This window comes from Telluria sp. AC161 (genome assembly GCF_979258535.1).
Genome location: NZ_OZ409861.1, coordinates 2320010 through 2340611, shown reverse-complemented (window position 1 = coordinate 2340611; position 20602 = coordinate 2320010). Strand labels below are relative to the sequence as shown.

The 20602-nt window shown below is 63.6% G+C and carries 25 protein-coding genes; 14 read left to right on the top strand and 11 right to left on the bottom strand.

The features are described 5' to 3' along the window. The first annotated feature begins 87 nt into the window (after positions 1 to 87). Positions 88 to 750 (top strand): thiol:disulfide interchange protein DsbA/DsbL, encoded by a 663-nt coding sequence (locus ACZ0AJ_RS10475; RefSeq protein WP_499454360.1) that lies wholly within the window; start codon positions 88 to 90, stop codon positions 748 to 750. Between the two features lie 116 nt (positions 751 to 866). Here ACZ0AJ_RS10475 and ACZ0AJ_RS10470 read toward each other — a convergent pair whose 3' ends face one another. Continuing rightward, positions 867 to 1832, bottom strand: coding sequence for a serine hydrolase (locus tag ACZ0AJ_RS10470; protein WP_499454358.1), 966 nt, complete (start codon positions 1830 to 1832; stop codon positions 867 to 869). A gap of 335 nt (positions 1833 to 2167) precedes the next feature. Between ACZ0AJ_RS10470 and ACZ0AJ_RS10465 the strand changes: the two genes are divergently transcribed. Beyond that, on the top strand, positions 2168 to 3136 hold the full coding sequence (locus tag ACZ0AJ_RS10465) for an IS1595 family transposase (RefSeq protein WP_499454357.1): 969 nt from the start codon (positions 2168 to 2170) through the stop codon (positions 3134 to 3136). A gap of 61 nt (positions 3137 to 3197) precedes the next feature. Here ACZ0AJ_RS10465 and ACZ0AJ_RS10460 read toward each other — a convergent pair whose 3' ends face one another. Next, positions 3198 to 4217, bottom strand: coding sequence for a sulfate ABC transporter substrate-binding protein (locus tag ACZ0AJ_RS10460; RefSeq protein WP_499454743.1), 1020 nt, complete (start codon positions 4215 to 4217; stop codon positions 3198 to 3200). 220 nt (positions 4218 to 4437) lie between these two features. On the opposite strand from ACZ0AJ_RS10460, the gene ACZ0AJ_RS10455 reads away from it, so the two are divergent. The 5 genes from ACZ0AJ_RS10455 (at position 4438) to ACZ0AJ_RS10435 (ending at position 7097) form a co-directional block, all read left to right on the top strand. Further along, positions 4438 to 4962 carry a GNAT family N-acetyltransferase gene (locus ACZ0AJ_RS10455; protein WP_258834585.1) on the top strand — a complete coding sequence of 175 codons (525 nt, stop codon included), beginning with the start codon at positions 4438 to 4440 and terminating at the stop codon, positions 4960 to 4962. Between the two features lie 122 nt (positions 4963 to 5084). Continuing rightward, complete coding sequence (locus ACZ0AJ_RS10450) at positions 5085 to 5702, top strand: YcbK family protein (RefSeq protein ID WP_499454353.1); 618 nt, start codon at positions 5085 to 5087, stop codon at positions 5700 to 5702. Positions 5703 to 5846: 144 nt separating this feature from the next. Then, entirely contained in the window at positions 5847 to 6137 is a 291-nt protein-coding gene (locus ACZ0AJ_RS10445; RefSeq protein WP_499454352.1) for a DUF378 domain-containing protein, read from the top strand. A gap of 6 nt (positions 6138 to 6143) precedes the next feature. After that, a complete protein-coding gene (locus tag ACZ0AJ_RS10440) occupies positions 6144 to 6605 on the top strand; it encodes a metallophosphoesterase family protein (RefSeq protein ID WP_499456770.1) in 462 nt (153 codons plus the stop codon). An 87-nt stretch (positions 6606 to 6692) separates the two neighbouring features. Continuing rightward, the gene (locus tag ACZ0AJ_RS10435) at positions 6693 to 7097 is read left to right on the top strand and encodes a hypothetical protein (protein ID WP_183553116.1); all 405 of its coding nucleotides are present in this window, start codon (positions 6693 to 6695) and stop codon (positions 7095 to 7097) included. A 6-nt stretch (positions 7098 to 7103) separates the two neighbouring features. Here the strand turns inward: ACZ0AJ_RS10435 and ACZ0AJ_RS10430 are convergent, their stop codons facing one another. Next, positions 7104 to 8075: an SMP-30/gluconolactonase/LRE family protein gene (locus tag ACZ0AJ_RS10430; protein ID WP_499454351.1), complete on the bottom strand. Its 972-nt coding sequence runs from the start codon at positions 8073 to 8075 to the stop codon at positions 7104 to 7106. A 126-nt stretch (positions 8076 to 8201) separates the two neighbouring features. Between ACZ0AJ_RS10430 and ACZ0AJ_RS10425 the strand changes: the two genes are divergently transcribed. Both ACZ0AJ_RS10425 and ACZ0AJ_RS10420 read left to right on the top strand, forming a co-directional pair. Continuing rightward, positions 8202 to 9314, top strand: coding sequence for a Gfo/Idh/MocA family protein (locus tag ACZ0AJ_RS10425; protein ID WP_499454349.1), 1113 nt, complete (start codon positions 8202 to 8204; stop codon positions 9312 to 9314). Positions 9315 to 9375: 61 nt separating this feature from the next. Continuing rightward, a complete protein-coding gene (locus ACZ0AJ_RS10420; protein ID WP_499454739.1) occupies positions 9376 to 10215 on the top strand; it encodes a transporter substrate-binding domain-containing protein in 840 nt (279 codons plus the stop codon). Between the two features lie 60 nt (positions 10216 to 10275). Here the strand turns inward: ACZ0AJ_RS10420 and ACZ0AJ_RS10415 are convergent, their stop codons facing one another. Together ACZ0AJ_RS10415 and ACZ0AJ_RS10410 are read right to left on the bottom strand one after the other, a co-directional pair. Next, the gene (locus tag ACZ0AJ_RS10415; protein ID WP_499454346.1) at positions 10276 to 10629 is read right to left on the bottom strand and encodes a hypothetical protein; all 354 of its coding nucleotides are present in this window, start codon (positions 10627 to 10629) and stop codon (positions 10276 to 10278) included. Between the two features lie 132 nt (positions 10630 to 10761). Continuing rightward, positions 10762 to 12438 carry an electron transfer flavoprotein-ubiquinone oxidoreductase gene (locus tag ACZ0AJ_RS10410; protein ID WP_499454345.1) on the bottom strand — a complete coding sequence of 559 codons (1677 nt, stop codon included), beginning with the start codon at positions 12436 to 12438 and terminating at the stop codon, positions 10762 to 10764. Between the two features lie 181 nt (positions 12439 to 12619). Between ACZ0AJ_RS10410 and ACZ0AJ_RS10405 the strand changes: the two genes are divergently transcribed. The 3 genes from ACZ0AJ_RS10405 to ACZ0AJ_RS10395 are packed head-to-tail and all read left to right on the top strand — an operon-like array spanning position 12620 to position 15377. Continuing rightward, on the top strand, positions 12620 to 13396 hold the full coding sequence (locus ACZ0AJ_RS10405; RefSeq protein WP_183553104.1) for an SDR family oxidoreductase: 777 nt from the start codon (positions 12620 to 12622) through the stop codon (positions 13394 to 13396). A 17-nt stretch (positions 13397 to 13413) separates the two neighbouring features. Continuing rightward, positions 13414 to 13845, top strand: coding sequence for an acyl-CoA thioesterase (locus ACZ0AJ_RS10400; RefSeq protein WP_499454343.1), 432 nt, complete (start codon positions 13414 to 13416; stop codon positions 13843 to 13845). Beyond that, positions 13842 to 15377, top strand: a complete 1536-nt coding sequence (locus ACZ0AJ_RS10395) for an HAL/PAL/TAL family ammonia-lyase (protein WP_499454342.1) — start codon at positions 13842 to 13844, stop codon at positions 15375 to 15377. The genes ACZ0AJ_RS10400 and ACZ0AJ_RS10395 overlap by 4 nt, the downstream gene beginning before the upstream one ends. Before the next feature lie 34 nt (positions 15378 to 15411). Here the strand turns inward: ACZ0AJ_RS10395 and ACZ0AJ_RS10390 are convergent, their stop codons facing one another. Beyond that, positions 15412 to 15969, bottom strand: coding sequence for a LuxR C-terminal-related transcriptional regulator (locus tag ACZ0AJ_RS10390; protein ID WP_499456768.1), 558 nt, complete (start codon positions 15967 to 15969; stop codon positions 15412 to 15414). A 129-nt stretch (positions 15970 to 16098) separates the two neighbouring features. Between ACZ0AJ_RS10390 and ACZ0AJ_RS10385 the strand changes: the two genes are divergently transcribed. After that, positions 16099 to 16794, top strand: coding sequence for a CoA transferase subunit A (locus ACZ0AJ_RS10385; RefSeq protein WP_499454341.1), 696 nt, complete (start codon positions 16099 to 16101; stop codon positions 16792 to 16794). Between the two features lie 34 nt (positions 16795 to 16828). Next, entirely contained in the window at positions 16829 to 17479 is a 651-nt protein-coding gene (locus ACZ0AJ_RS10380; RefSeq protein ID WP_499454339.1) for a 3-oxoacid CoA-transferase subunit B, read from the top strand. 58 nt (positions 17480 to 17537) lie between these two features. Here the strand turns inward: ACZ0AJ_RS10380 and ACZ0AJ_RS10375 are convergent, their stop codons facing one another. The 5 genes from ACZ0AJ_RS10375 to ACZ0AJ_RS10355 all read right to left on the bottom strand — a co-directional run bounded on the left by ACZ0AJ_RS10375 (position 17538) and on the right by ACZ0AJ_RS10355 (position 20578). Beyond that, positions 17538 to 17918, bottom strand: a complete 381-nt coding sequence (locus ACZ0AJ_RS10375; RefSeq protein ID WP_499454338.1) for an energy transducer TonB — start codon at positions 17916 to 17918, stop codon at positions 17538 to 17540. Between the two features lie 9 nt (positions 17919 to 17927). Beyond that, entirely contained in the window at positions 17928 to 19199 is a 1272-nt protein-coding gene (locus ACZ0AJ_RS10370; RefSeq protein WP_499454336.1) for a M56 family metallopeptidase, read from the bottom strand. Next, positions 19196 to 19582: a BlaI/MecI/CopY family transcriptional regulator gene (locus ACZ0AJ_RS10365; protein ID WP_499454334.1), complete on the bottom strand. Its 387-nt coding sequence runs from the start codon at positions 19580 to 19582 to the stop codon at positions 19196 to 19198. Before ACZ0AJ_RS10365 ends, ACZ0AJ_RS10370 begins: the two co-directional genes overlap by 4 nt. An 89-nt stretch (positions 19583 to 19671) precedes the next feature. After that, positions 19672 to 20082, bottom strand: coding sequence for a response regulator (locus ACZ0AJ_RS10360; RefSeq protein ID WP_499454332.1), 411 nt, complete (start codon positions 20080 to 20082; stop codon positions 19672 to 19674). After that, positions 20075 to 20578, bottom strand: a complete 504-nt coding sequence (locus tag ACZ0AJ_RS10355; RefSeq protein ID WP_499454331.1) for a GAF domain-containing protein — start codon at positions 20576 to 20578, stop codon at positions 20075 to 20077. The genes ACZ0AJ_RS10360 and ACZ0AJ_RS10355 overlap by 8 nt, the downstream gene beginning before the upstream one ends. Positions 20579 to 20602 lie beyond the last annotated feature (24 nt).

Genomic DNA, 20602 nt, shown 5'->3' with positions numbered 1-20602 from the left:
GGGCAGCCATCCAGCGTCGTGAGAATGCGCGCATTTGATGATGTTGCCGTCCGCTAGAATGTTTTCTTCATACTGAAAAGGATCGATATGCGCGCCCTGCGACTTGCCCTCATCGCCGCCGCCCTGGTGGCCGGCCTTGCCAACGCGTCGCCAACCGCACCGCGCGATGGCGCCGATTTCACGACGCTGGCCACGCCGCAGCCTACCCAGGCCGAGGGCAAGAAGGTCGAGGTCATCGAATTCTTCGCGTATCACTGCGGCGCCTGCAATGCGTTCGAGCCGACCCTGAAGAACTGGGTCAGGCAGCAGGGTGACCGGATCGCGCTGCGCCGCGTGCCGCTGCCGTTCCAGGGCCCGGCCGATCCGGAAGCGCGTCTGTTCCTGACGCTCGAGGCGATGGGCAAGCTTGATGCCTATCACGGGCGCGTCTTCAATGCCGTGCACGTCGAGCGCAAGCGCCTGATGAAGGATGCCGACATCATCGTGTGGGCCGGCGAGAATGGTCTCGACAAGGCGGCGTTTGCCGATACGTGGAACTCGTTCGGCGTCCACACCAGGCTCAAACGCTTGAGCCAGATCGTCGACGCCTACAAGGTCACTGGCACCCCGACCATTGTCATCGATGGCACGTATGTCGTGTCGCCATCGCAGGTGCAGCAGGCGAACAGGATCCAGGATGCCGGTGACGTCATGGCGGCCACCGGGCAGGTGATGGATGCGCTGGTGGTGAAAGCGGCTGCGGCAAAGTAGGTCCCTGTGAATCAGAGCGCCGGTTGAACGCGTGGACGGGAAACCCGTCCACCCTACCTCTGTTGTGAGCATAAAAAAAGGGGCCTCGCGGCCCCTTGATCCTACCAATCATCTGATCAGTCGCGGCGCTTGCGCGTCGTCTTGACCTTGGCGACCTTGCGGTTCTTGCTCGCCTGGACCTTCGACTTGACCACCTTCGTGCGGGCTTTTGCTTTCACGCTACCGGCGCTGGCCTTGATGCGCGGGCCGCCGGTGGCGACGCGTGCAGCGCGCGCCACACGGGCCACCGGTGCGGCGTCGCCGGTCATGAAACGGCGGATGTTCAGCGCGTCGAGTACGCGGGCCGACGAGGCGCCGGCGTTGAGCAGCACAAGCGTTGCCTTCTTGCCGGCTGCCGTGATGTTCATGATCAGGCAGCGGCCGGCTTCGTTCGTGTAGCCGGTCTTCGACAGGCCGATGTCCCAGCCCTTGGCGCCGACGAGGCGGTTGGTGTTGTGGTACTCAACGCCGCGGCCGTTGATGTCGATGGTTTCCTTGGTCTCGGTGGTCATGCGCACGATATCCGGGTAGCGCACCGACGCAACGGCCATCTTGACCAGGTCGCCGGCGGTGGAGCGGTTGTGCGGCGACAGGCCGGTTGGCTCTTCGATCGTGGTCTGGGTCATGCCCAGCGCGCGGATCTTGCGGCGCACGGCCGCCTTGAAGGCTTCGTTGCCGCCCGGGTAGGTACGGGCCAGCGCGGCGGCGGCGCGGTTGTCCGAGGACATCAGCGCCAGGTGCAACACGTCGCTGCGCGAGATGCTGGCGCCGACCGGCACACGCGAGCTGCTGAACTTGACGCGGTCGACGTCGTCGCGGTCAATTTCGATCTGCTCGTTCATGTCGAGCTTGGCGTCGAGCACGACCATTGCCGTCATCAGCTTGGTCAGCGAGGCAATCGGGACGACGGTGTCAGCATTTTTTTCAAGGAGAATTTTGCCGGTGTCGTTTTCAACGACGAGCACGGACTGGGAGCCGAACGGCACGGCGAATGCCGCGGCCGACAACGTCATCAGGGCCGTGGCGAACAGGTGTTTGATCATGTCTGTCTGGAATCTGGGTTGAGGTTGATGGAGCTGGGCGCCGGGCGGCGCGGATCAACATCTGTTTCTAGGGCAACTAGAAGGCAGGCAAGATAGCATTCATCGGCTACGCATGTCTATGGTGCACAAGAAAAATCCCCTGTCTAAACCCAATTTTCTATCGAAATAGGGCATCGCAGGTGCATATTATTAATAGGGCATGTCGCACAGAAATGTCGACTGACGTGCTCGGTGTGCTGGAATGCAAAGGCGCAGTCAACGTTAAATAGAGACTAGCTTTGAACTGTCGAGTAGTTCAATGGTCCAACCCCTGTCCCCAGCGTCAGGAGTCGATCATGAAAGCGCCACGTTTCAAGGGCTGGTTCGCAAAACTGCCTTCGCTGAACCAGCCGCAGCGCCGGCAAGTGCTGGATGCCCCGCATCCTGCAGCCGGGCTCGATCAGGTGGTTGCGCTCATCAGTGAGGTCAGAGCGCCGGGCCGCTGCTGCCCCAGATGCGGCAACGAGCGCTGCTACCGGCACGGGTTCGCCAACGACTTGCAGCGCTATCGTTGCTGCGCCTGCGGCCGCACCTTTAATGACCTGACCGGCACGCCACTGGCGCGGCTGAGACTCAAATGCAAATGGCTCGCCTATTCGCAGGTGGTGCTCGATTCACTGACCGTGCGCAAGGCCGCAGACCGGGTCGGCGTACACCGCAACACCGCCTTTCGCTGGCGGCACCGCTTCCTGCATTGGGTCAAGCTCGACCGGCCCGTGCTCCTGAATGGCATCGTCGAGGCTGACGAAACATTTCTGCTCGAGTCACAAAAAGGTTCGCGTACGCTTGATCGGCCACCGCGCCACCGCGGCGGCCATGCTGCCAAAAAGGGCATTTCCAGCGAACTGGATTGCATCCTGGTCGCGCGCGACCGCGAAGGGCGCACCATTGATGCCGTCACTGGGCGCGGTGCGCTCAAGACTGCGCAACTCGAGCGTGACTTGCTACCCAGGCTCGCCAGGCAGGCCTTGCTGGTCAGTGACGGCCATCCCGCTTACCGCGCGTTTGCCCGCAAGCACAGGATCGCACACGAGGCGGTCAATGTGCGCGCCGGTGTGCGTGTAAGGCGTCTGGGCAGCCTTGCCATCCACGTGCAGAACGTGAACGCCTACCACCAGCGCTTCAAGGCCTGGCTACAAGGCTTTCGTGGCGTGGCATCGCGCTACCTGCCCAATTACCTGGGCTGGCGCTGGGCGCTGGATGGAGAGCGGGTTATTTCGGCGGAACAGTTGCTTCGCATTGCCATCAGCGTCATCAACAGATAACGCTGACTGAGCCAATGCAAACAGCCCTGCACGTGGCAGGGCTGTTGTGAGGTAGTGCAGATTACTTCGCGGTGTAGATCTTGTCGAACTCGCCGCCATCGTCAAAGTGGCGCTTTTGCGCTGCGCGCCAGCCGCCGAAGACTTCGTCGACCGTGAACAAGCTGATCGGCTTGTAGTTGGCCGCGTACTTCTTCATGACGGCTTCCGAGCGAACGCGCATAAAGTGCTTGGCGCCGATTTCCTGGCCCACCGGGCTGTACAGGAAGTTCAGGTAAGCCGTAGCAGGGTGACGCAGCTTCTGGCGATCGACGACCTTGTCGACGACGGCCACCGGCGACTCGGCCAGGATCGAGCTGGTCGGGTAGACGACTTCGAAGTCGTTACCGAACTCCTTGCGCACCATGCTCACTTCGTTTTCAAACGTCACGAGCACGTCGCCGATCTGGCGCTGGGTGAAGGTGGTGGTGGCGGCGCGGCCGCCGCCGTCCAGGATCGGCACGTTCTTGAAGATCTTCGACACCAGGTCGCGGGCAGCGGCTTCGTTGCCGCCTTTTTTGATCACGGAACCCCAGGCGCCCAGATAGGTGTAGCGGCCGTTGCCGGCGGTCTTCGGGTTGGGGATGATCACGGCCACGCCAGGACGCGCCAGGTCTTGCCAGTCGCGAACCTGCTTCGGGTTGCCCTTGCGGACCAGGAACACCATGGTCGAGTAGTAGGGCGCCGCATTGTTCGGGAACTTCTTGGCCCAGTCTTTTGCCACCAGGCCGCGGTCGGCCAGCATGTCGATGTCATTGGCCTGGTTCATGGTGACGACCGACGCGCCCAAGCCATCGGCCACGGCGCGCGCCTGCTTGCTCGAGCCGCCGTGCGACTGCTTGACTTCGACCGTCTGGCCGCTTTGCTGCTTGTAGGATGCGATGAACGCCGGGTTGATTTCTTTGTACAATTCACGGGCGACGTCGTACGACACGTTCAGCAGCTCGGGCCCGGCAGCGCTGGCGTGCAGCGGCACGGCGCCGCCGGCAGCCAGGACCAGCGCCAGGATCGAGCGGCGCAGCGTGTTCGGAGGGGTGGTGCGCATAGTGGGTCTCGCTTGCTTGAAGTTGGAGTGACAGCGTGCATGTTCCCCGATGCCACCGTCAAACGGAACAATACTTTCGTCATATGGTTATGCCGATCATGCGCTTGACCCTGCCGCCAGCAGGGTCGTTGGCTTTCAGTGTATAGTCGAGCCCGTGTTAAGCCGGGGGCGCCAACTGTCGCCACCTCACGTCTTTGTACCGTATTTATGTTGATGATCGATGTCCACGCGTATTGAAATCCGCAAGGCGGTTCCCGCCGACGCTGCGCCAGCCTGCAATCTGCTGCGTCGCTCCATTGAGGAAGGCTGCCGTGCCGACCACCATGGCCAGCCGGCATTACTCGACGCCTGGCTCGGCAACAAGACGCCGGCCACCGTTGCGGCCTGGTTTGCTGCACCCGCCAACTTTGCCGTCGTCGCCGAGAGCGAAGGGCGGATGGTGGGGTTGACGCTGCTGACCCCGGCCGGCAAGGTGGCGCTGTGCTACGTGCTGCCCGATGCGCTGCGCTGCGGCGTGGGCCGGGCGCTGCTGGCGGCGGTCGAGGAGCAGGCGCGTGCCTGGAACATCAGCAAGCTGCATCTGCACAGCCCGGCTGGCGCGAGTGCGTTCTTCGAGCGCCATGGCTACAGCAATGCAGGCAAGGAAAAATCCTGTTTCGGCCTCGATAGCGACCTGATGTGGAAGCGGCTCGACGGCGCCGGCGAAGGCAGCGCGCGCAAGCGCTTCTGCAACTGCAGCGACTGAGCGCGCGGCGCAGCGCAATCGGGCGCGCGCGCTGCACGCCCGCAGCACGCCACACAGCGCTATCCATGACGAATACGCTATAGTACGGCCCATCGATATTCACGAGTTAGACCAACGCATATATGGCTTCCCGCAGAGACTTCCTCCATCAGGGCGCGCGCCTTGCCGCCATCGGTGTCATCGGTTCGCCGCTGGCCGCTGCCGCAACTGACCTTCAACCGCCACCCGACCTGTTCGACTCGCAGGCACTCGACCTCGATTTCTGGGTCAAGCCGCGTACCTTGTCGGTCACGCGCCCGCAAAGCGGCGAGACGGCCAATGTGCTGTACTGGAAAGACGGCGAAGTCATCGAGTCGGCGTACCAGGAACTGTGCCATCTGCTGCGCGACGTGAACGGCAAGGCGTCCGCCCCCATCGATCCGAAGCTGTTTGAGATGCTGTGGAGCACCCAGGCCTTCATCGCCCGTTTCGGCATCATCAAGCCGCTCGAAATTTTGTCGGGCTACCGTTCGCCGGAATCGAATGCACGCCTGCGCGAGCAGGGCATCCCGGCAGCGCGCCAGTCGCTGCACCTCGTCGGCAAGGCGGCCGATATCCGGATCGCCAACCTGAACGAAGAAGTGCTCGGCGGCCTGATCAAGAGCTTCCGCGGCGGCGGCGTCGGCTACTACTACCGCAGCGGTCCGCGCGGTGGCTGGATCCATGCCGATACGGGCCTGGCGCGCACCTGGAAAGGCTGAGTTCGCGGCCGCAGCTCTGTGACGGGGCAGCGGTGTGCATGCGCTGCAACGGTGCGTGCGTGTTTGCTAACCTGGGCTAGTATGGACAGCAAGTGCCGGGGCGCCGCCCCGGTGGTGTCCACGTCACTTTTCCAGGAGGCTCTGATGTCAACAATCAATACCCCAACCATGGATCGCCGTTCGATTCCCGATCGCCGCGTGACGGCGCGTACGCATGGCCGTCCGGCCATGTCTGCACTGGATTACATTGCGATGGTGCTGTTGATTATTGGTGGCCTGAACTGGGGCATGGTCGGCCTGTTCGACATCGACATGGTCGGCGTGCTGTTTGCGCCGGGCTCGACACTCACCCGCGTTGTCTACGTGCTCGTTGGCCTGGCGGCGCTGTACTCGGTTGTCACGATGGCCAAGATGGCCGGCAGCAAGCGTTCGTAAGTGGTCATTCGCATTGGCCTGATCTCCGACACGCACGGCCTGCTGCGTCCGCAGGCGCTCGATTTCCTGCAGGGTAGCGATGCCATCCTGCATGCCGGCGACATTGTCGATCCGGCCACGCTCGAGCGCCTGGCCGAACTCGCCCCGCTCACGAGCGTACGCGGCAACAATGACAGCGGTGCCTGGGCCCGGGCGCTGCCTGAAACCGTCACGGTGACCTTTGGCGGCCTCGCCATCCACATGCTGCACGATCTGAAGGAACTTGCCATCGACCCGGTGGCAAGCGGCGTGCGCGTCGTTGTCACCGGTCACACGCACAAGCCGGCCTGCGTCGAGCGCGGCGGTGTGCTGTACGTCAATCCGGGAGCTGCGGGGCGGCGCCGGTTTACGCTGCCCGTGTCAGTCGGCGAACTCATCATCGATGATGGGCAGGCAAGCGTGCGGCTCGTAACGCTCGACATCCCATAATGTAAGCGCGACCCTGGCAAGCGTGGACCTGACCCGCGGCGATGGAAATTGCCGTAAGATACGCCCGTCCCCTTTTGCTTGCAGCACATGACCCTCCCGCCAGAACAACCACCCCGCTTCAAACCCCGTCCGTGGAACGCGCTCGAGACGCCGCAAGACGTCGAGCTCTGGATCGACGAGCACAACGCCGCCATGCAGGAACTGATCACGCCGCAGGAAACGGGCGTTGGCATCTGCTTCGCCCTGGCCGAAGGCGGCCTCGTGCACATGCAGACGACCGCCGACGCCATCCTGCTCGACGTCGACAGCGACGCTGCCTGGATCGCGCCCCTGATCATGGCCGCCACCGGCGCCGAGCAGCCGCGTGGCCAGATCTGGGTGCTGCCGGACGATAAGCTCGTCCAGCTGATCCTGGGCTTGTCGACGCTCGTGCAGAGCACCACGCTCGTCACGGGCCACAACTTCGGGCCAGGTTCGCGTCCCAGCTGGTAAGTAGTATCAGTAGGGAAGTCCCGTCACTTCCAGCGGCAATTGCCAGACGGCGCCGGCGCCCGTGATGTACAGCGTCTTGCCGTCGACCCCGCCGAAGGCGACATTGGTAACATTGGCGTCGACCCGGATCGTCGCCAGTTCGCGGCCCTGCGGCGAAAATACCCGCACGCGCTTGGGCGCATGTTCCGTTACATACAGGTTGCCGTGGCAGTCCAGCGTCATGCCGTCGCCATTCTCGATGCCCTTGATCAGGTCGCGCCCCCCCTGTGGCACGCCATTCTTGATCGGGTAGGCGCGCACCGCGCCATCGCTCGCATTCACGTACAGCGTCTTGCCGTCGAGTGACAGCGCGATTCCGTTCGGATTCTTGCGCGAGCCATCGACCAGCGTCACCGCGCCATCCGTCCCTACGCGATAGATGCCGGTCACCGGCTGGCCGCCGGGCGCCGCCGCTTTCTGGTAATCCGGATCGGTGAAGTAGATCGTGCCATCGGCCGCGATGGCGATATCGTTCGGTGAATTGAAGACCTGACCCTGGAACTGTGAGGCGACAGTCGTGCGCTTGCCGTCCGCCAGGTCGTAGCGCGACAGCGCCTTGTACTTGTGGGTGGCAGCGACCAGCGCACCCTTGGCGTCGACCGCCAGGCCATTGCTGCCCGCATCCTCGATCGCCGTGGTCACGTCGCCGCCCGGCGTGTACTTGCGCACGCGTGACGGAAAACCCTGGCTGAAGCTGAAGTCCGAAAAATACAGCGCGCCATTCGTCCATACCGCCCCCTCATACAAGCCCGGTTCGCCCCGCGATGGCGTGATCGCAGCGATGCGCTCGGCTTTCAGCTCGCCCGACGGGGCCTTGCCGCTGCAACTGGCGGCCGGCGCAGCCAATACTGCTGGCGACAGGATGGCAGCGACGCTGGCGGCAAGCATCAGGCGGACGAACGAAACACTACGGGTGGCACGATGGGGTGATACGGACATGGGCAACTCCTGGCAAAGTGAACGGTAGATGAAGGCGGTGATACCGCTATCATTTCATATGAATCAATTGTATCCTTCTCTCCACAAGACGATAACATTCCCGCAATCTTATTGGAGGAGACACGCATGATCGATTTACAACGACGCGGCCTGGTCATGGCTGCAGGTGGCGTTCTGGCGGCAAGCGCAGTGAACCCGGGCTGGGCTGCCAGCACCGGCCGCAAGCTCGGCTACGCGATCGTGGGCCTGGGTGGCTATGGCCTGGGCCGCATCATCCCGCAGTTCCAGAATTGCCAGCACAGCCGCCTCGTGGCGCTCGTCAGCGGCGACGCCGCCAAGGCAAGGAAGGTGGCGCAGGAATATGGCGTGCCCGAGCGCGGCATCTATTCGTACAGCGATTTCGATCGTATCCGTGACAATCCCGACATCGACATCGTGTATATCTGCCTGCCTGTGTTCATGCACGCCGAGTACACGATCCGCGCTGCGCAGGCCGGCAAGCACGTCATGTGCGAGAAGCCAATGGCCATCAATCCAGCCGAGTGCGAACAGATGGTTGCCGCCTGCCGCAAGGCCGGCAAGAAGCTGATGATCGGCTACCGCTCGCGCTTCGAGCCGCACAATGTCGAGGCCATCCGCCTGGCGCGCGCCGGCGCGATCGGCAATATCCGCTACTTCCGCTCGGAGCACGGCTTTGTCGTGGGTGACGCGAACACCTGGCGCATGAAGAAGGCGCAGTCGGGCGGCGGCTCGATGATGGACATTGGCATCTATGCGCTGCAGGCGGCGCGCTACATGACCGGCGAAGAGCCGGTGGCCGTATTCGCCAAGGAAACGACCAACCGCAGCGACCCGCGTTTCCGTGAAGTGGAAGACATGATCGACTTCCAGCTCGAGTTCCCGTCCGGCGCGATCGGCTCGTGCATGTCGATGTACAGCGCGAACCGCAACCAGTTCCTGCTGATGGGCGACAAGGGCCGTATCGAACTGGAACCGGCCACTGCCTACAGCGGCCAGCGCATGTGGGTGGGCCAGGAACGCAGCGACAAGACCGAGGTCAAACCCCCACCCGGACCGTACGCGAACCAGTGGGTTGGCCAGCTCGACCACATGGCGCAGTGCATCATGCAGAACCGCGAGCCGCTCGTGCCTGGCGAAGAAGGGCTGCGCGACATTCGTATTATCGAGGCCGTGTACCGCTCGGCGCGCGAACAGAAGCGGATCGTCGTGCAGTCCTGATCCTGGGCCATTCTGCTGCTTTTCGGTTATAACAGATCTTTGACCGTGCGGAGGCAAGGGGATGGCTGAAGGGATCGAAAACGGCGGGCGGCGCCGGGTGCTGGGGCAGTTGCTGGCGCTGCCGGCGTCTGCCGCACTGTGCCCGTCATGGGCGGACGCCTCGGGCCTGGCAGACAAGGCAGGCCAGGTAGATCCACCCCGCAGACGGGGCACATTGCGCATCGCACTCGAGGGCACCTATCCGCCATTCAATTTCACGGACCCGGCAAACGGGCAATTGACCGGCTACGATGTCGACGTGGCGCGAACGGTCGCCACGCGCATGGGCCTCGAGCCGCAATTCGTGCTGACCGAATGGAGCGCGATCCTGCCGGCGCTGCGCGCGGGCAGGGTGGATGTCGCCATCAGCCAGGTCATCATCACGCCGCAGCGCGCGAATGCATTCGATTTTTCAGCACCATACTGCTATTCGCAGTCCCAGCTCATCGTACGCGAGAACGAGCGCGCGACCTACCGCACGCTGGCCGATCTCAAGGGCCGCAAGCTTGGCGTGCACCAGAACAGCGTGTTCGAGGCGCAGGCCAGGGCGGTCCCGGGTATCGAGATCAAGCGCTATCCGGCCGTCCCCGAGAAGTTGCAGGACCTGGCATTTGGCCGGATCGACGCCGTGCTCGACGACAGCCTTCTGGTCGGTTATCTGATCAATCAGACGCAGCTGCCGCTCAAGGCTGGCGCCCGCATCGGCCCGCCCGAGCGCGTGGGCATTGCCATGCGCAAGGGCCGTTCAGTGCTCAAGCTGGCGATCGACAAGGCGCTGCGCGAGGCGCGTTCGGATGGCACGCTGCGCGCGCTGTCGCTCAAGTGGTTCGGTCACGACGCGAGCAGCATGCCGCCATCCTGACGGGCACAAAAAAAGCGCGGCCCAGTCATGGCGCCGCGCTTTTGCGTGGACAGTGCCACGTCAGCGTTGTTTGTCCTGCTTGCCTTGCCAGTCGCTCTGCTGGTCCATTTGCCGGGACCCGCTGCCCGGCGAACCCTGGTCGCGGCTGGCGCGGTCGGCGTTCAGGTCGTCCAGCGCCGGGGTGCCGCCAGATGCATGCTGGCCACCATGTTGCTGGTTCTGCTGTTGGGCACCTGCGCCTTGCCGGCTACCGGTGTCAGGCTGCTTGCCCTCCTGCGTGCGGCCACCTTGCTGGCCGGTGGACTGCTTGTTACCAGCAGTATCCTGCTTGCCGCTGTGCAGATTGCTGTTTTGCTGCATGCCGGGGTTTGAGCGCCCCGATGATTGGTCATTGCTGCGTGTGGAATCACCCATCGCTGCCTCCTGCCACTGGTGTAGGAGCGCCCCATGCTACGCCGTTCCCGTACACCGCCAATCAGCAGATTGGCAGTGAGTTTGCAGGACGATTCTTACAAAGTCAGCAGTAAAAACGGAAGGTCAGGGCGATCACATATTCGGATAGTTCGGGCCGCCGCCACCCTCTGGCGTCACCCAGACGATGTTCTGCGTCGGGTCCTTGATATCGCATGTCTTGCAGTGCACGCAGTTCTGGGCGTTGATCTGCAGGCGGTCGCCCCCGTCTTCGCGCTTGACGTACTCGTACACCCCGGCCGGACAGTAACGCTGCTCAGGCCCGGCGTACTTGGCCAGATTGACGTCCACCGGCACGCTCGGGTTCTTCAGCGTCAGGTGGATCGGCTCGTCTTCGCGGTGGTTGGTGTTCGAGATGAACACTGACGACAGCTTGTCGAAGGTCAGCTTGCCGTCCGGCTTCGGATAGACGATCGGCTTGAAGTGCGAGGCGGGCTTCAAGCATTCATGGTCGGCGTGCTTGTGGTGCAGCGTCCAGGGTGCCTTGCCACGGAACACGATCTGGTCGATGCCCGTCATGATCGTGCCCAGCACCAGGCCCTTGCTCATCCACGGCTTGAAGTTACGCGCCACGTGCAGCTCTTCGTGCAGCCACGATTTTTCGAACGCGGCAGGGAAGCTCGTGAGCTCGTCGCTCGTGCGGCCTTCGCCCAGCGCGGCAAACGCTGCTTCGGCCGCCAGCATGCCGGTCTTGATTGCACCGTGGCTGCCCTTGATGCGGCTGGTGTTCAAAAAGCCCGCATCGCAGCCGATCAGCGCGCCGCCAGGGAAGACGGTCTTTGGCAAGGATTGCAACCCCCCTGCAGTGATGGAACGCGCGCCGTACGAGATGCGCTTGCCGCCTTCGAAGAAGCCGCGAATGGCCGGGTGCGTTTTATAGCGCTGGAATTCTTCGTATGGCGACAGATACGGATTCTGGTAAGACAGGCCGACCACGTAGCCGACCGCAACCTGGTTGTTTTCCAGGTGGTACAGGAACGAGCCACCATAGGTGTCGTTCGGCAGTGGCCAGCCGGCCGTGTGGATCACCAGGCCTGGCTGGTGCTTGGCCGGATCGATTTCCCACAACTCCTTGATGCCGATGCCGTAGGTCTGCGGATCCTTGCCCTTGTTCAGCTCGTACTTGGCCATCAGCTGGCGGCCCAGGTGGCCGCGCGAGCCTTCAGCAAAGAACGTGTATTTGGCATGCAGCTCCATGCCGAGCTGGAATTCCGGGCCCGGCTCGCCATCGCGTTTCATGCCCATATTGCCGGTGGCAACCCCCTTGACCGAGCCGTCTTCGTTGTACAGGATTTCAGCGGCCGGAAAGCCGGGGAAGATTTCCACGCCCATCGCTTCGGCTTGCTGGCCCAGCCAGCGCACCACATTGGCCAGCGAAATCACGTAGTTGCCGTGATTGGCCAGCGCCGGTGGGATGGCAAATGCCGGCGTCGCATACGATTTGGTTTCGCTCAGGAACAAAACACGGTCTTCGGTCACGGCCGTATTGAGCGGCGCGCCTTTTTCTTTCCAGTCAGGGATCAGTTCGTTGATCGCACGCGGGTCCATCACGGCGCCCGACAGGATGTGCGCGCCCAGCTCGCCGCCTTTTTCCAGCACGCAGACGGTGACTTCCTGGCCTTTTTCAGCAGCCAGCTGTTTCAGGCGGATCGCCGCCGACAGGCCGGCAGGGCCGCCGCCGACGACCACGACGTCGTATTCCATCGCTTCGCGTGGGCCGTATTGTTCGAGAAGATTCGTTGTCTCTGTCATGGTTTTTTTGGAAAGGAATGACGGTAATCAGAAAATAGCACGAGTGTGCGGGTTTTTGCTGTTCATTGCAATATCGCGGCCATTGTAAAGGCATTATTAGAAGGGACAATCGAATACCGGACATTTGTGGGATCATGATGCTTTCGCAACTCGTGATCGTACTTACATCGGGGAGTCGGACGTGGGCATTGAAGTCAATTTTGAAGGAAAGATCGCCATGGTCACCGGCGCATCGAGCGGTCTGGGCGCCCGTTTTGCCAAGGCCCTGGCCGGCGCTGGCGCGCAGGTCGTGCTGGCCTCGCGCCGCGTCGAGCGCCTCAAGGAGCTGCGCGCCGAAATCGAAGCCGACGGCGGCGCCGCCCACGTGGTGCGGCTCGATGTGACCGACCTCGGCAGCATCAAGGCGGCCATTGCCCATGCCGAGACCGAGGCGGGGCCGATCGATATCCTGATCAACAACTCGTCCGTCTCATCCACCCAGCGCCTGATCGACGTGGGCGAGGATGACTACACCTACATCATGGACACCAATTTGCGCGGCGCGTTCTTCGTCGCCCAGCAAACCGCCAAGCGCATGATCGCGCGCGCCAAGGGCGATCCGCGCAAGCAACATCGCATCGTCAACATCGCTTCGGTGGCCGGCCTGCGGGTGCTGCCGCAGATCGGCGTGTACTGCATGAGCAAGGCCGGCGTGGTGCAGATGACCAAGGCAATGGCGGTGGAGTGGGGCAAGTACGGCATCAACGTCAATGCCATCTGCCCCGGCTACATTGCCACCGATGCGAACGAAGATTATTTCGAGACCGAGCAGGGCCGCAAACTTGTCGAGATGTTGCCGCGCAAGCGCGCCGGCCGGCCCGAAGACCTCGACGGCCTGCTGCTGCTGCTGGCCGCCGAAGAAGCCCACTTCATCAACGGCGCCATCATCACGGCCGACGACGGCATGATGGCGCACTAAACGCCAGGAACCACAGAATGAGTAGTGAGAACATCGCACCGATGCTGGTGCACACCATGCGCATGCCAATCCGCTGGGGCGATATGGACGCCATGGGGCACGTCAACAATACCAATTACTTTCGCTACATCGAGTCGGCCCGCATCGCCTGGCTCGAGCAGGTGGGTGGCTTGCCCGATTCGCGCGACGAAGGCCCCGTCATCGTCAACGCGTCGATGAACTTCCTCAAGCAGCTGACCTATCCGGGCGAGATCGAGGTGCGTACCTTCATTGCGCCGCCCGGGCGCTCGAGCATCGAGGTGTCGCACGAAATCAGTTTGCTGGATGCTGACGGCGTGCCGGGTGAGTTGCACGCCAATGGGATGGCCAAGGTGGTGTGGGTCGATTTCAAGGTGGGCAAGTCGGCCCCGTTGCCGGCTGCACTGCGCAGCGTCTTCCCGGCTGCGTGACCGCCGTGGTCTGTGTCGACCGCAACCGCCTCGCGCTGGACGACATCGTCGCCATCGCGCGCGGCCCGGCCCGGCCGGTGCTCTCGCCCGACCCGGCCTTTCGCGCTTTTATTCAGCGCGGCGCCGACTTCCTCGACCGGCTCCTGCTTGAAGACGGCGCCATCTATGGTGTAACCACTGGCTACGGCGATTCGTGCACGGTGCCGGTACCGCTGGCGCTCGTGACCGAACTGCCGCACCACCTGTACACCTACCACGGCTGTGGCCTGGGCAGCTTTCTGAGCCCGGCCGAGACGCGCGCCGTGATGGCCGCGCGCCTGGCGTCGCTGGCGAAAGGCTTTTCGGGCGTCAGCATCGACCTGCTCGAGCAGATCGTGCGCCTGTTCGATGCCGACCTGCTGCCACTGATCCCCAGCGAAGGCTCGGTTGGCGCCAGCGGCGACCTGACACCGCTGTCCTATCTCGCAGCGGTACTGTGCGGCGAGCGTGAAGTGCTGCGCGGCGGCGTGCAGATGCCCGCTGCCGACGCGCTGCGCGAGGCCGGCATTGCGCCGCTGCGCCTGCGGCCGAAAGAGGGCCTGGCGATCATGAACGGCACCGCCGTCATGACGGGCCTGGCCTGCCTGGCCTGGGACCGCGCCGACTACCTGACGCGCCTCACCACACGCATCACGGCGATGGCCTCGTTCGCGCTGGACGGCAACGCCCATCACTTTGACGAAACGCTGTTCTCGGTCAAGCCGCATGCGGGCATGCAGGACGTGGCCGCCTGGCTGCGCGCCGATCTGGTGTACACGGGCCAGCAGGAGCGCAACGGCAAGCGCCTGCAGGACCGCTATTCGATCCGCTGCGCACCGCACGTGATCGGCGTGCTGGCCGACGCGTTGCCGTTCTTTCGCACCACGATCGAGAACGAACTCAATAGCGCCAACGACAATCCGATCATCGACGCCGAGGGCGAGCGCGTGCTGCATGGCGGGCACTTCTACGGCGGCCATATCGCGTTTGCGATGGACAGCATGAAGAATGCCGTCGCCAACCTGGCCGACCTGATCGACCGGCAGCTGGCGCTGCTGGTCGATCCGCGCTACAACGCCGGGCTGCCCGCCAACCTGTCAGGCATGGAGGGCGAGCGCGCTGCGATCAATCACGGCCTCAAGGCGCTGCAGATCAGCGCGTCGGCATGGACCGCCGAAGCGCTCAAGCTGACGATGCCGGCCTCGGTCTTTTCGCGCTCGACCGAATGCCACAACCAGGACAAGGTCAGCATGGGCACGATCGCCGCGCGCGACTGCCTGCGCGTGCTGGAACTGACGGAGCAGGTAGCCGCAGCGCTCTTGATCGCGGTGCGTCAGGGTGTCTGGCTGCGTTGCCGGCTCGAGCCGGACCGCGCGTTGCCGGCGCCGCTGGCGCAGATGCTGGCGCAGTTGGGGCAGGACATTGCACCGGTGCGTGAAGACCGCCGGCTTGATGGGGATCTGCGTTTGCTGCTCGAGCGCATGCGCGAACAGCACTGGCAGCTGTACCTGTAAGCGCGCGAAGGTGCATCGGGGCTTTGATTGGCCGTCAGCCCGCACCCACCAGCTTGTGCACCAACTCCACCGACGTCGATGCCGCAAACTTGCGCATCAGGCTGGCGCGGTGCATTTCGACGGTGCGCGGACTGAGGTCGGTTTCGCGCGCGATCACTTTGCTGGTCTTGCCCTCGACCAGCAGCGCGGCGATTTCGCGCTCGCGCGGCGTCAGTTGCGCCGTCACGGGCCGCTTCTCGCTGACATCCTCGAAGATCCAGACGCCGGCGCCCAGGGGCTCGAGCGGGGACAGCGCACGGCCCGTCACATGACACCAGAACAGCTCGCCATTGGCGCGGCGCATGATGCGCTCGTCCGAGTAGCGCCCCTTCGCATTCATGATGGGGATGATGCGGTCGCCCGTGCGCAGAAATTCGTCCATCGTCGGATACAGCACCGAGAACGACGAGCCCGTCAGGTGGCCGGCCGGATGGCCGAACATCGCCGCCAGCGCGCCATTGCAGGCCTCTATCACCCGGTCGCGCGAGATGCACATGCCCACTGGCGCATGCTGGAAAATCATCTCGTAGTCAATCGTGTGCGGCAGGTTCATGTGAGGCGGGTCAGGGCGTTGTTCGTTGGCGTGCAGGTGGCGCGGCATGGCGGTAGTTCTACGGTATTGTGCACGGGCTGCCGGTATTCTATGCTGAGACGGGTTCTCAAACTTATAAAAGGGACAGGTATGAACAAAGTGTATCCAGACGCGCGCTCGGCACTTGAAGGCGTCGTGCAGGACGGCCAGACCATCGCCGTGGGCGGGTTTGGCCTGTGCGGTATTCCGGAAGCCCTGATCGCGGCATTGCGCGACTCGGGCGTCAAGCAACTTACCGCCATCTCCAACAACGCGGGCGTCGATGGTTTCGGCCTGGGCCAGTTGCTCGAGACACGCCAGATCAAGAAAATGATCGCGTCGTACGTCGGCGAAAACAAGGAATTCGCGCGCCAGTTCCTGGCCGGCGAACTCGAACTCGAATTCACGCCGCAAGGCACGCTGGCCGAAAAGTTGCGCGCTGGCGGCGCCGGCATCCCGGCCTTCTTCACCAAGACCGGCTACGGCACCATCGTCGCCGAGGGCAAGGAAACGCGCGAATTCAATGGCGAGCATTATGTGATGGAGCATGCGCTGTTCCCCGATGTGTCGCTGGTCAAGGCCTATATGGCCGACCGCTCGGGCAACCTCGTGTTTCGCAAGACGGCCCGCAACTTCAACCCCAACGTGGCCACGGCCGGCAAGATCTGCATCGTCGAAGTCGAAAAGCTGGTCGAGGTTGGCGAGATCGATCCCGACCACGTGCACACCCCGGGCATCTTCGTGCACCGCATCGTCCACAACCCGTCGCCCGAGAAGCGCATCGAGCAGCGCACCGTGCGCACCTGAGCTTTAACCCGACGACAGAAACGGAGACAACAACATGGCATGGACTCGTGATGAAATGGCCGCGCGTGCGGCGCTGGAGCTGCAAGACGGCTTCTACGTGAACCTGGGCATTGGCTTGCCAACCCTGGTGGCAAACTATGTACCGAAGGATATCGAAGTCTCGCTGCAGTCCGAAAACGGCCTGCTCGGCATCGGCCCGTTCCCGACGGAGGATGCGGTCGACGCCGACCTGATCAACGCGGGCAAGCAGACCGTGACGGCGCTGCCGGGTTCGGCCTACTTCAGCTCGGCCGATTCGTTCGGCATGATCCGCGGCGGCAAGATCAACCTGGCGATCCTGGGCGCGATGCAGGTCTCGGAAGAAGGCGACCTGGCCAACTGGATGATCCCGGGGAAAATGGTCAAGGGCATGGGCGGTGCGATGGACCTGGTGGCCGGCGTCAAGCGCGTGGTCGTGGTGATGGAACATGTCGCCACCGCCAAGGATGGTTCCACCAGCCACAAGCTGCTGAAGAAGTGCGATCTGCCATTGACCGGGGTTGGCGTGGTCGATCGCATTATCACCGATCTGGGCGTGCTCGATGTAACGGCCACCGGTTTGAAGCTGGTCGAACTGGCGCCTGGCGTGGGTGTGGACGAGATCGTTGCCGCCACTGGTTGCGAGCTCGATACGTCGGCCGTCTGAGACGCAACGAGCAAGACATGAAGGGCGCCGCAGGTCGGCGCCCTTTGTCATTCTGCGCCTATGGCAGCGTCCACACGTACTGTACCGGCGCCCAGGCCGCTACCGGCTTGCCCTTGGCCATTGCCGGCTTGAAGATGCACAACGCCAGGGCAGCCCGTGCTGCCTCGTCAAGCGACGCGTCGCCGCTCGACTGGTACAGGCGGGTATTCTGCACCTTGCCGTCGGTCCCGATCAGTAAGCCGATGGTCGAGGTCCCCTCGATCTTGTTTGCCAGCGCTTGCGGCGGGTAGACCGGCCGGCTGCACGCCGTGGTGCCAGGCCCGTCTTTCGTGGCCGGCACAGCCGTCAGTTCCGTTGGGGCGGGCGGCGTCTGCGCACAGCCGCCAAGTACGACCATCAAGCTCAGGGCGGCGATCGAGGTACGGTGATGTTTCCACATGGCGTGTCCTCAGCTTGCGACCCAGACGTACTTCACTTCGGTCCACTGTTCCTTCGGTGCGCCATTCACCGTGCCCGGCTGGAAGCTGCATTTGGCAATCGCGGCGCGCGCTGCCTCGTCCAGCGATCCATTGCCGCTGGTCTGGCGCACCACAGCTTCGCGCACCTTGCCATCGGCTTTCACCAGCATCCCGAGCGTAACTGTTCCTTCGATCTTGGCCGCCAGCGCATCGGCCGGATAGACCGGCCGTGCGCACGAATTGAATTTCGCAATGGGCGACGTCGTGTCGTTATCGGGCATTGCGGCAAACGGATTGACCGGCGCCGTGCTCGTGCAGCCGGCGAGGGCCGCCAGGGCCAGGCCGAGCACCGGAAGCGCGGCTTTCCAGTTCAGTGCCTGCGTGTCGGGACGAACGAGTTGTTTGATGCGTTGCATGAGATTGCCTCCATTGGCCGCCTGGGCCAGATGCTGGGTTGAGAACTGGCGTCGTTCCAGTTCGGAGAGCGCAAGAGCCAGGCGCCGCGGTTCGCCCAGTTGTCTTGCTGCGATGGTGTCGGCAACCAGTTCCCGTTCGGCGCGGATGCGTCCCGAGATCCACCAGATTGCCGGGTGATAAAACAGCAGTGCCTCGACCACGTTCTGCAGCAGGTTGACGAGGTAATCGTGACGTCGGATATGCGCCAGTTCGTGCGCCAGCAGTGCTTCGAGCAAGTGGGGCGGCATGCCGGACACGAGCGATGCCGGCACCAGCACCACCGGCCGCCACCAGCCGAAGGTGACGGGGCTGGCCAGGCCCGCGACGATGCGCAACCGCACCGTGCGCGCAATGCCGGCGGCCTGCGCCATCCGGTCGAGTCGTGCTTGCCAGGCTGGATCGCTTGCCTCGACCGCCGCAGCGCGGTGCAGCCACAGCAACCCTGCGATCATGCGCAATGCGAGCACCACCGCGCAGACGCCCCACGTACCGACGACCCAGCCCAGGCTGCGTTCGAATACGGCGCGCCAGCTGTCGTCGAGCGGACCCGCCAGCAGGCTGCTGGCGAAGGCCGCCATCGGCTGGGCCGCCAGATCCTGCGGTCCGGCCAGACGCGCCGCTAGTTCGGCAGCGGGCCAGAGCAGGCACAGCAACAGTCCGGCACAGGCGACCGCATACCGGTGCTCGGCGCGCGCATTGCGCAGCAGGGTCATGGCCAGCGCCACGGCGCAGCCGATCAGCGCGCCTTGCCAGGTGAATTCGACGAGCGTCCAGCCGATGCTGGCGACCAGATGGGCTGCGGTCATTGGCCGTCCCCGTCCTTGAGCAGTTGCTCGATCTCGGCCCGTTCTTTCTTCGAGATGCCGCTCTTGAGCGCCGCCAGCACGAGTGCCTTGGCCGAGCCGGCAAAGGCCCGTTGCATCAGGTCATTGAGCAGATTACCCTGCAGCGCATCGCGCGCGTGGACCGGGCTGTAGACGTGCGAACGTTCGCTCTCGTCGCGGCCCAGCAAGCCCTTGGCGTGCATGACCTGCATCAGCCGCAGCACTGTTGCGTAGGTCACGTCGGGCCGCTGCGGCAGCATCGCTTCATGGACCTGCTTGGCAGTGGCAGCGCCCAGCGGCCACAGCACTTGTAACAGGTCGAGCTCGGCAGGCGTGGGCTTGGGCGCGGCGGGGGAGTGCGGCATGACATCCTCGAATAGGCAAGATGAAGCTAGATTATCTTGTCTAGATCGAGTTGTCTACGAAGATTTGTGCGTGCGGTGGCGAGCTCGGCCTATGTTTTTCCTGAGCGGCACATCGTTTCGATGGTCTCGAGAACCACCCTGGCGCGAAACGGCTTGAGGATCACGCGGCTGATCCGGCGTTCGCGCAGGTCGCTCAGGAGTTCGGGCGTGGCGGTTTCGGTCATGATCGCGATTGACAAGCCTTGCTTGTTGGCGGCGGCATCGGCGCGCAGGCGGTCGATCAGGCCCAGGTCGTAGCGGCTGTCCTTGCCGCTGCCCACGCAGTCGACGGCGATCACCGCGCCCTGGAAGGTGCGTACGCTCAGCAGGCGCAGTGCGGCCGCGCTCGTTGCCGCTTCATGGACCTGGCCCAGGTTCAGGCTGCGCGCCGTCATCGCGACGGTACGGCGCAGCATCGGTTCCGGTTCGACCAGCAGGATGTGCTTGGTTGCGTCAGGCATCGGCCACCTCGCTGATATTGCGCAGTTCCAGTACGACCAGATCGCGCAGCGTGCGCAGGATGCCCAGTTCCATCGCATCCAGCGTGCGTGGCTTGCGGTCGATCAGGCACAGGGTGCCCAGGCTCAGGCGTGACGGCATGGTCAATGGCGCGCCAGCATAGAAACGGATATGCGGCATCCCGGTGACGAGGGGATTGTCGGCAAAGCGCGCATCGAGCAGCGTGTCGTTCACGACCAGGATGTCCTGCTCGAGGATTGCATGGGAGCACAGCGAGATGTCGCGGCCGGTTTCGCACAGCTCGGTGCCGGTGCGGGCCTTGAACCATTGGCGATCCGTGTCGATCAGCGTGATGGTGACGATCGGCACATCGAACTCGGTGGCGGCAAAGGCCACGATCCGGTCGAAGCGCCCCTCGGCGGGCGTGTCCAGGAGCAGCAGGTCGTAAAGGGCGGCCAGGCGCGCAGCTTCGTTGTCGGGGGTAGCGGCAATCAGCATCGTGGAAGCACCGGCGCGGCCGGT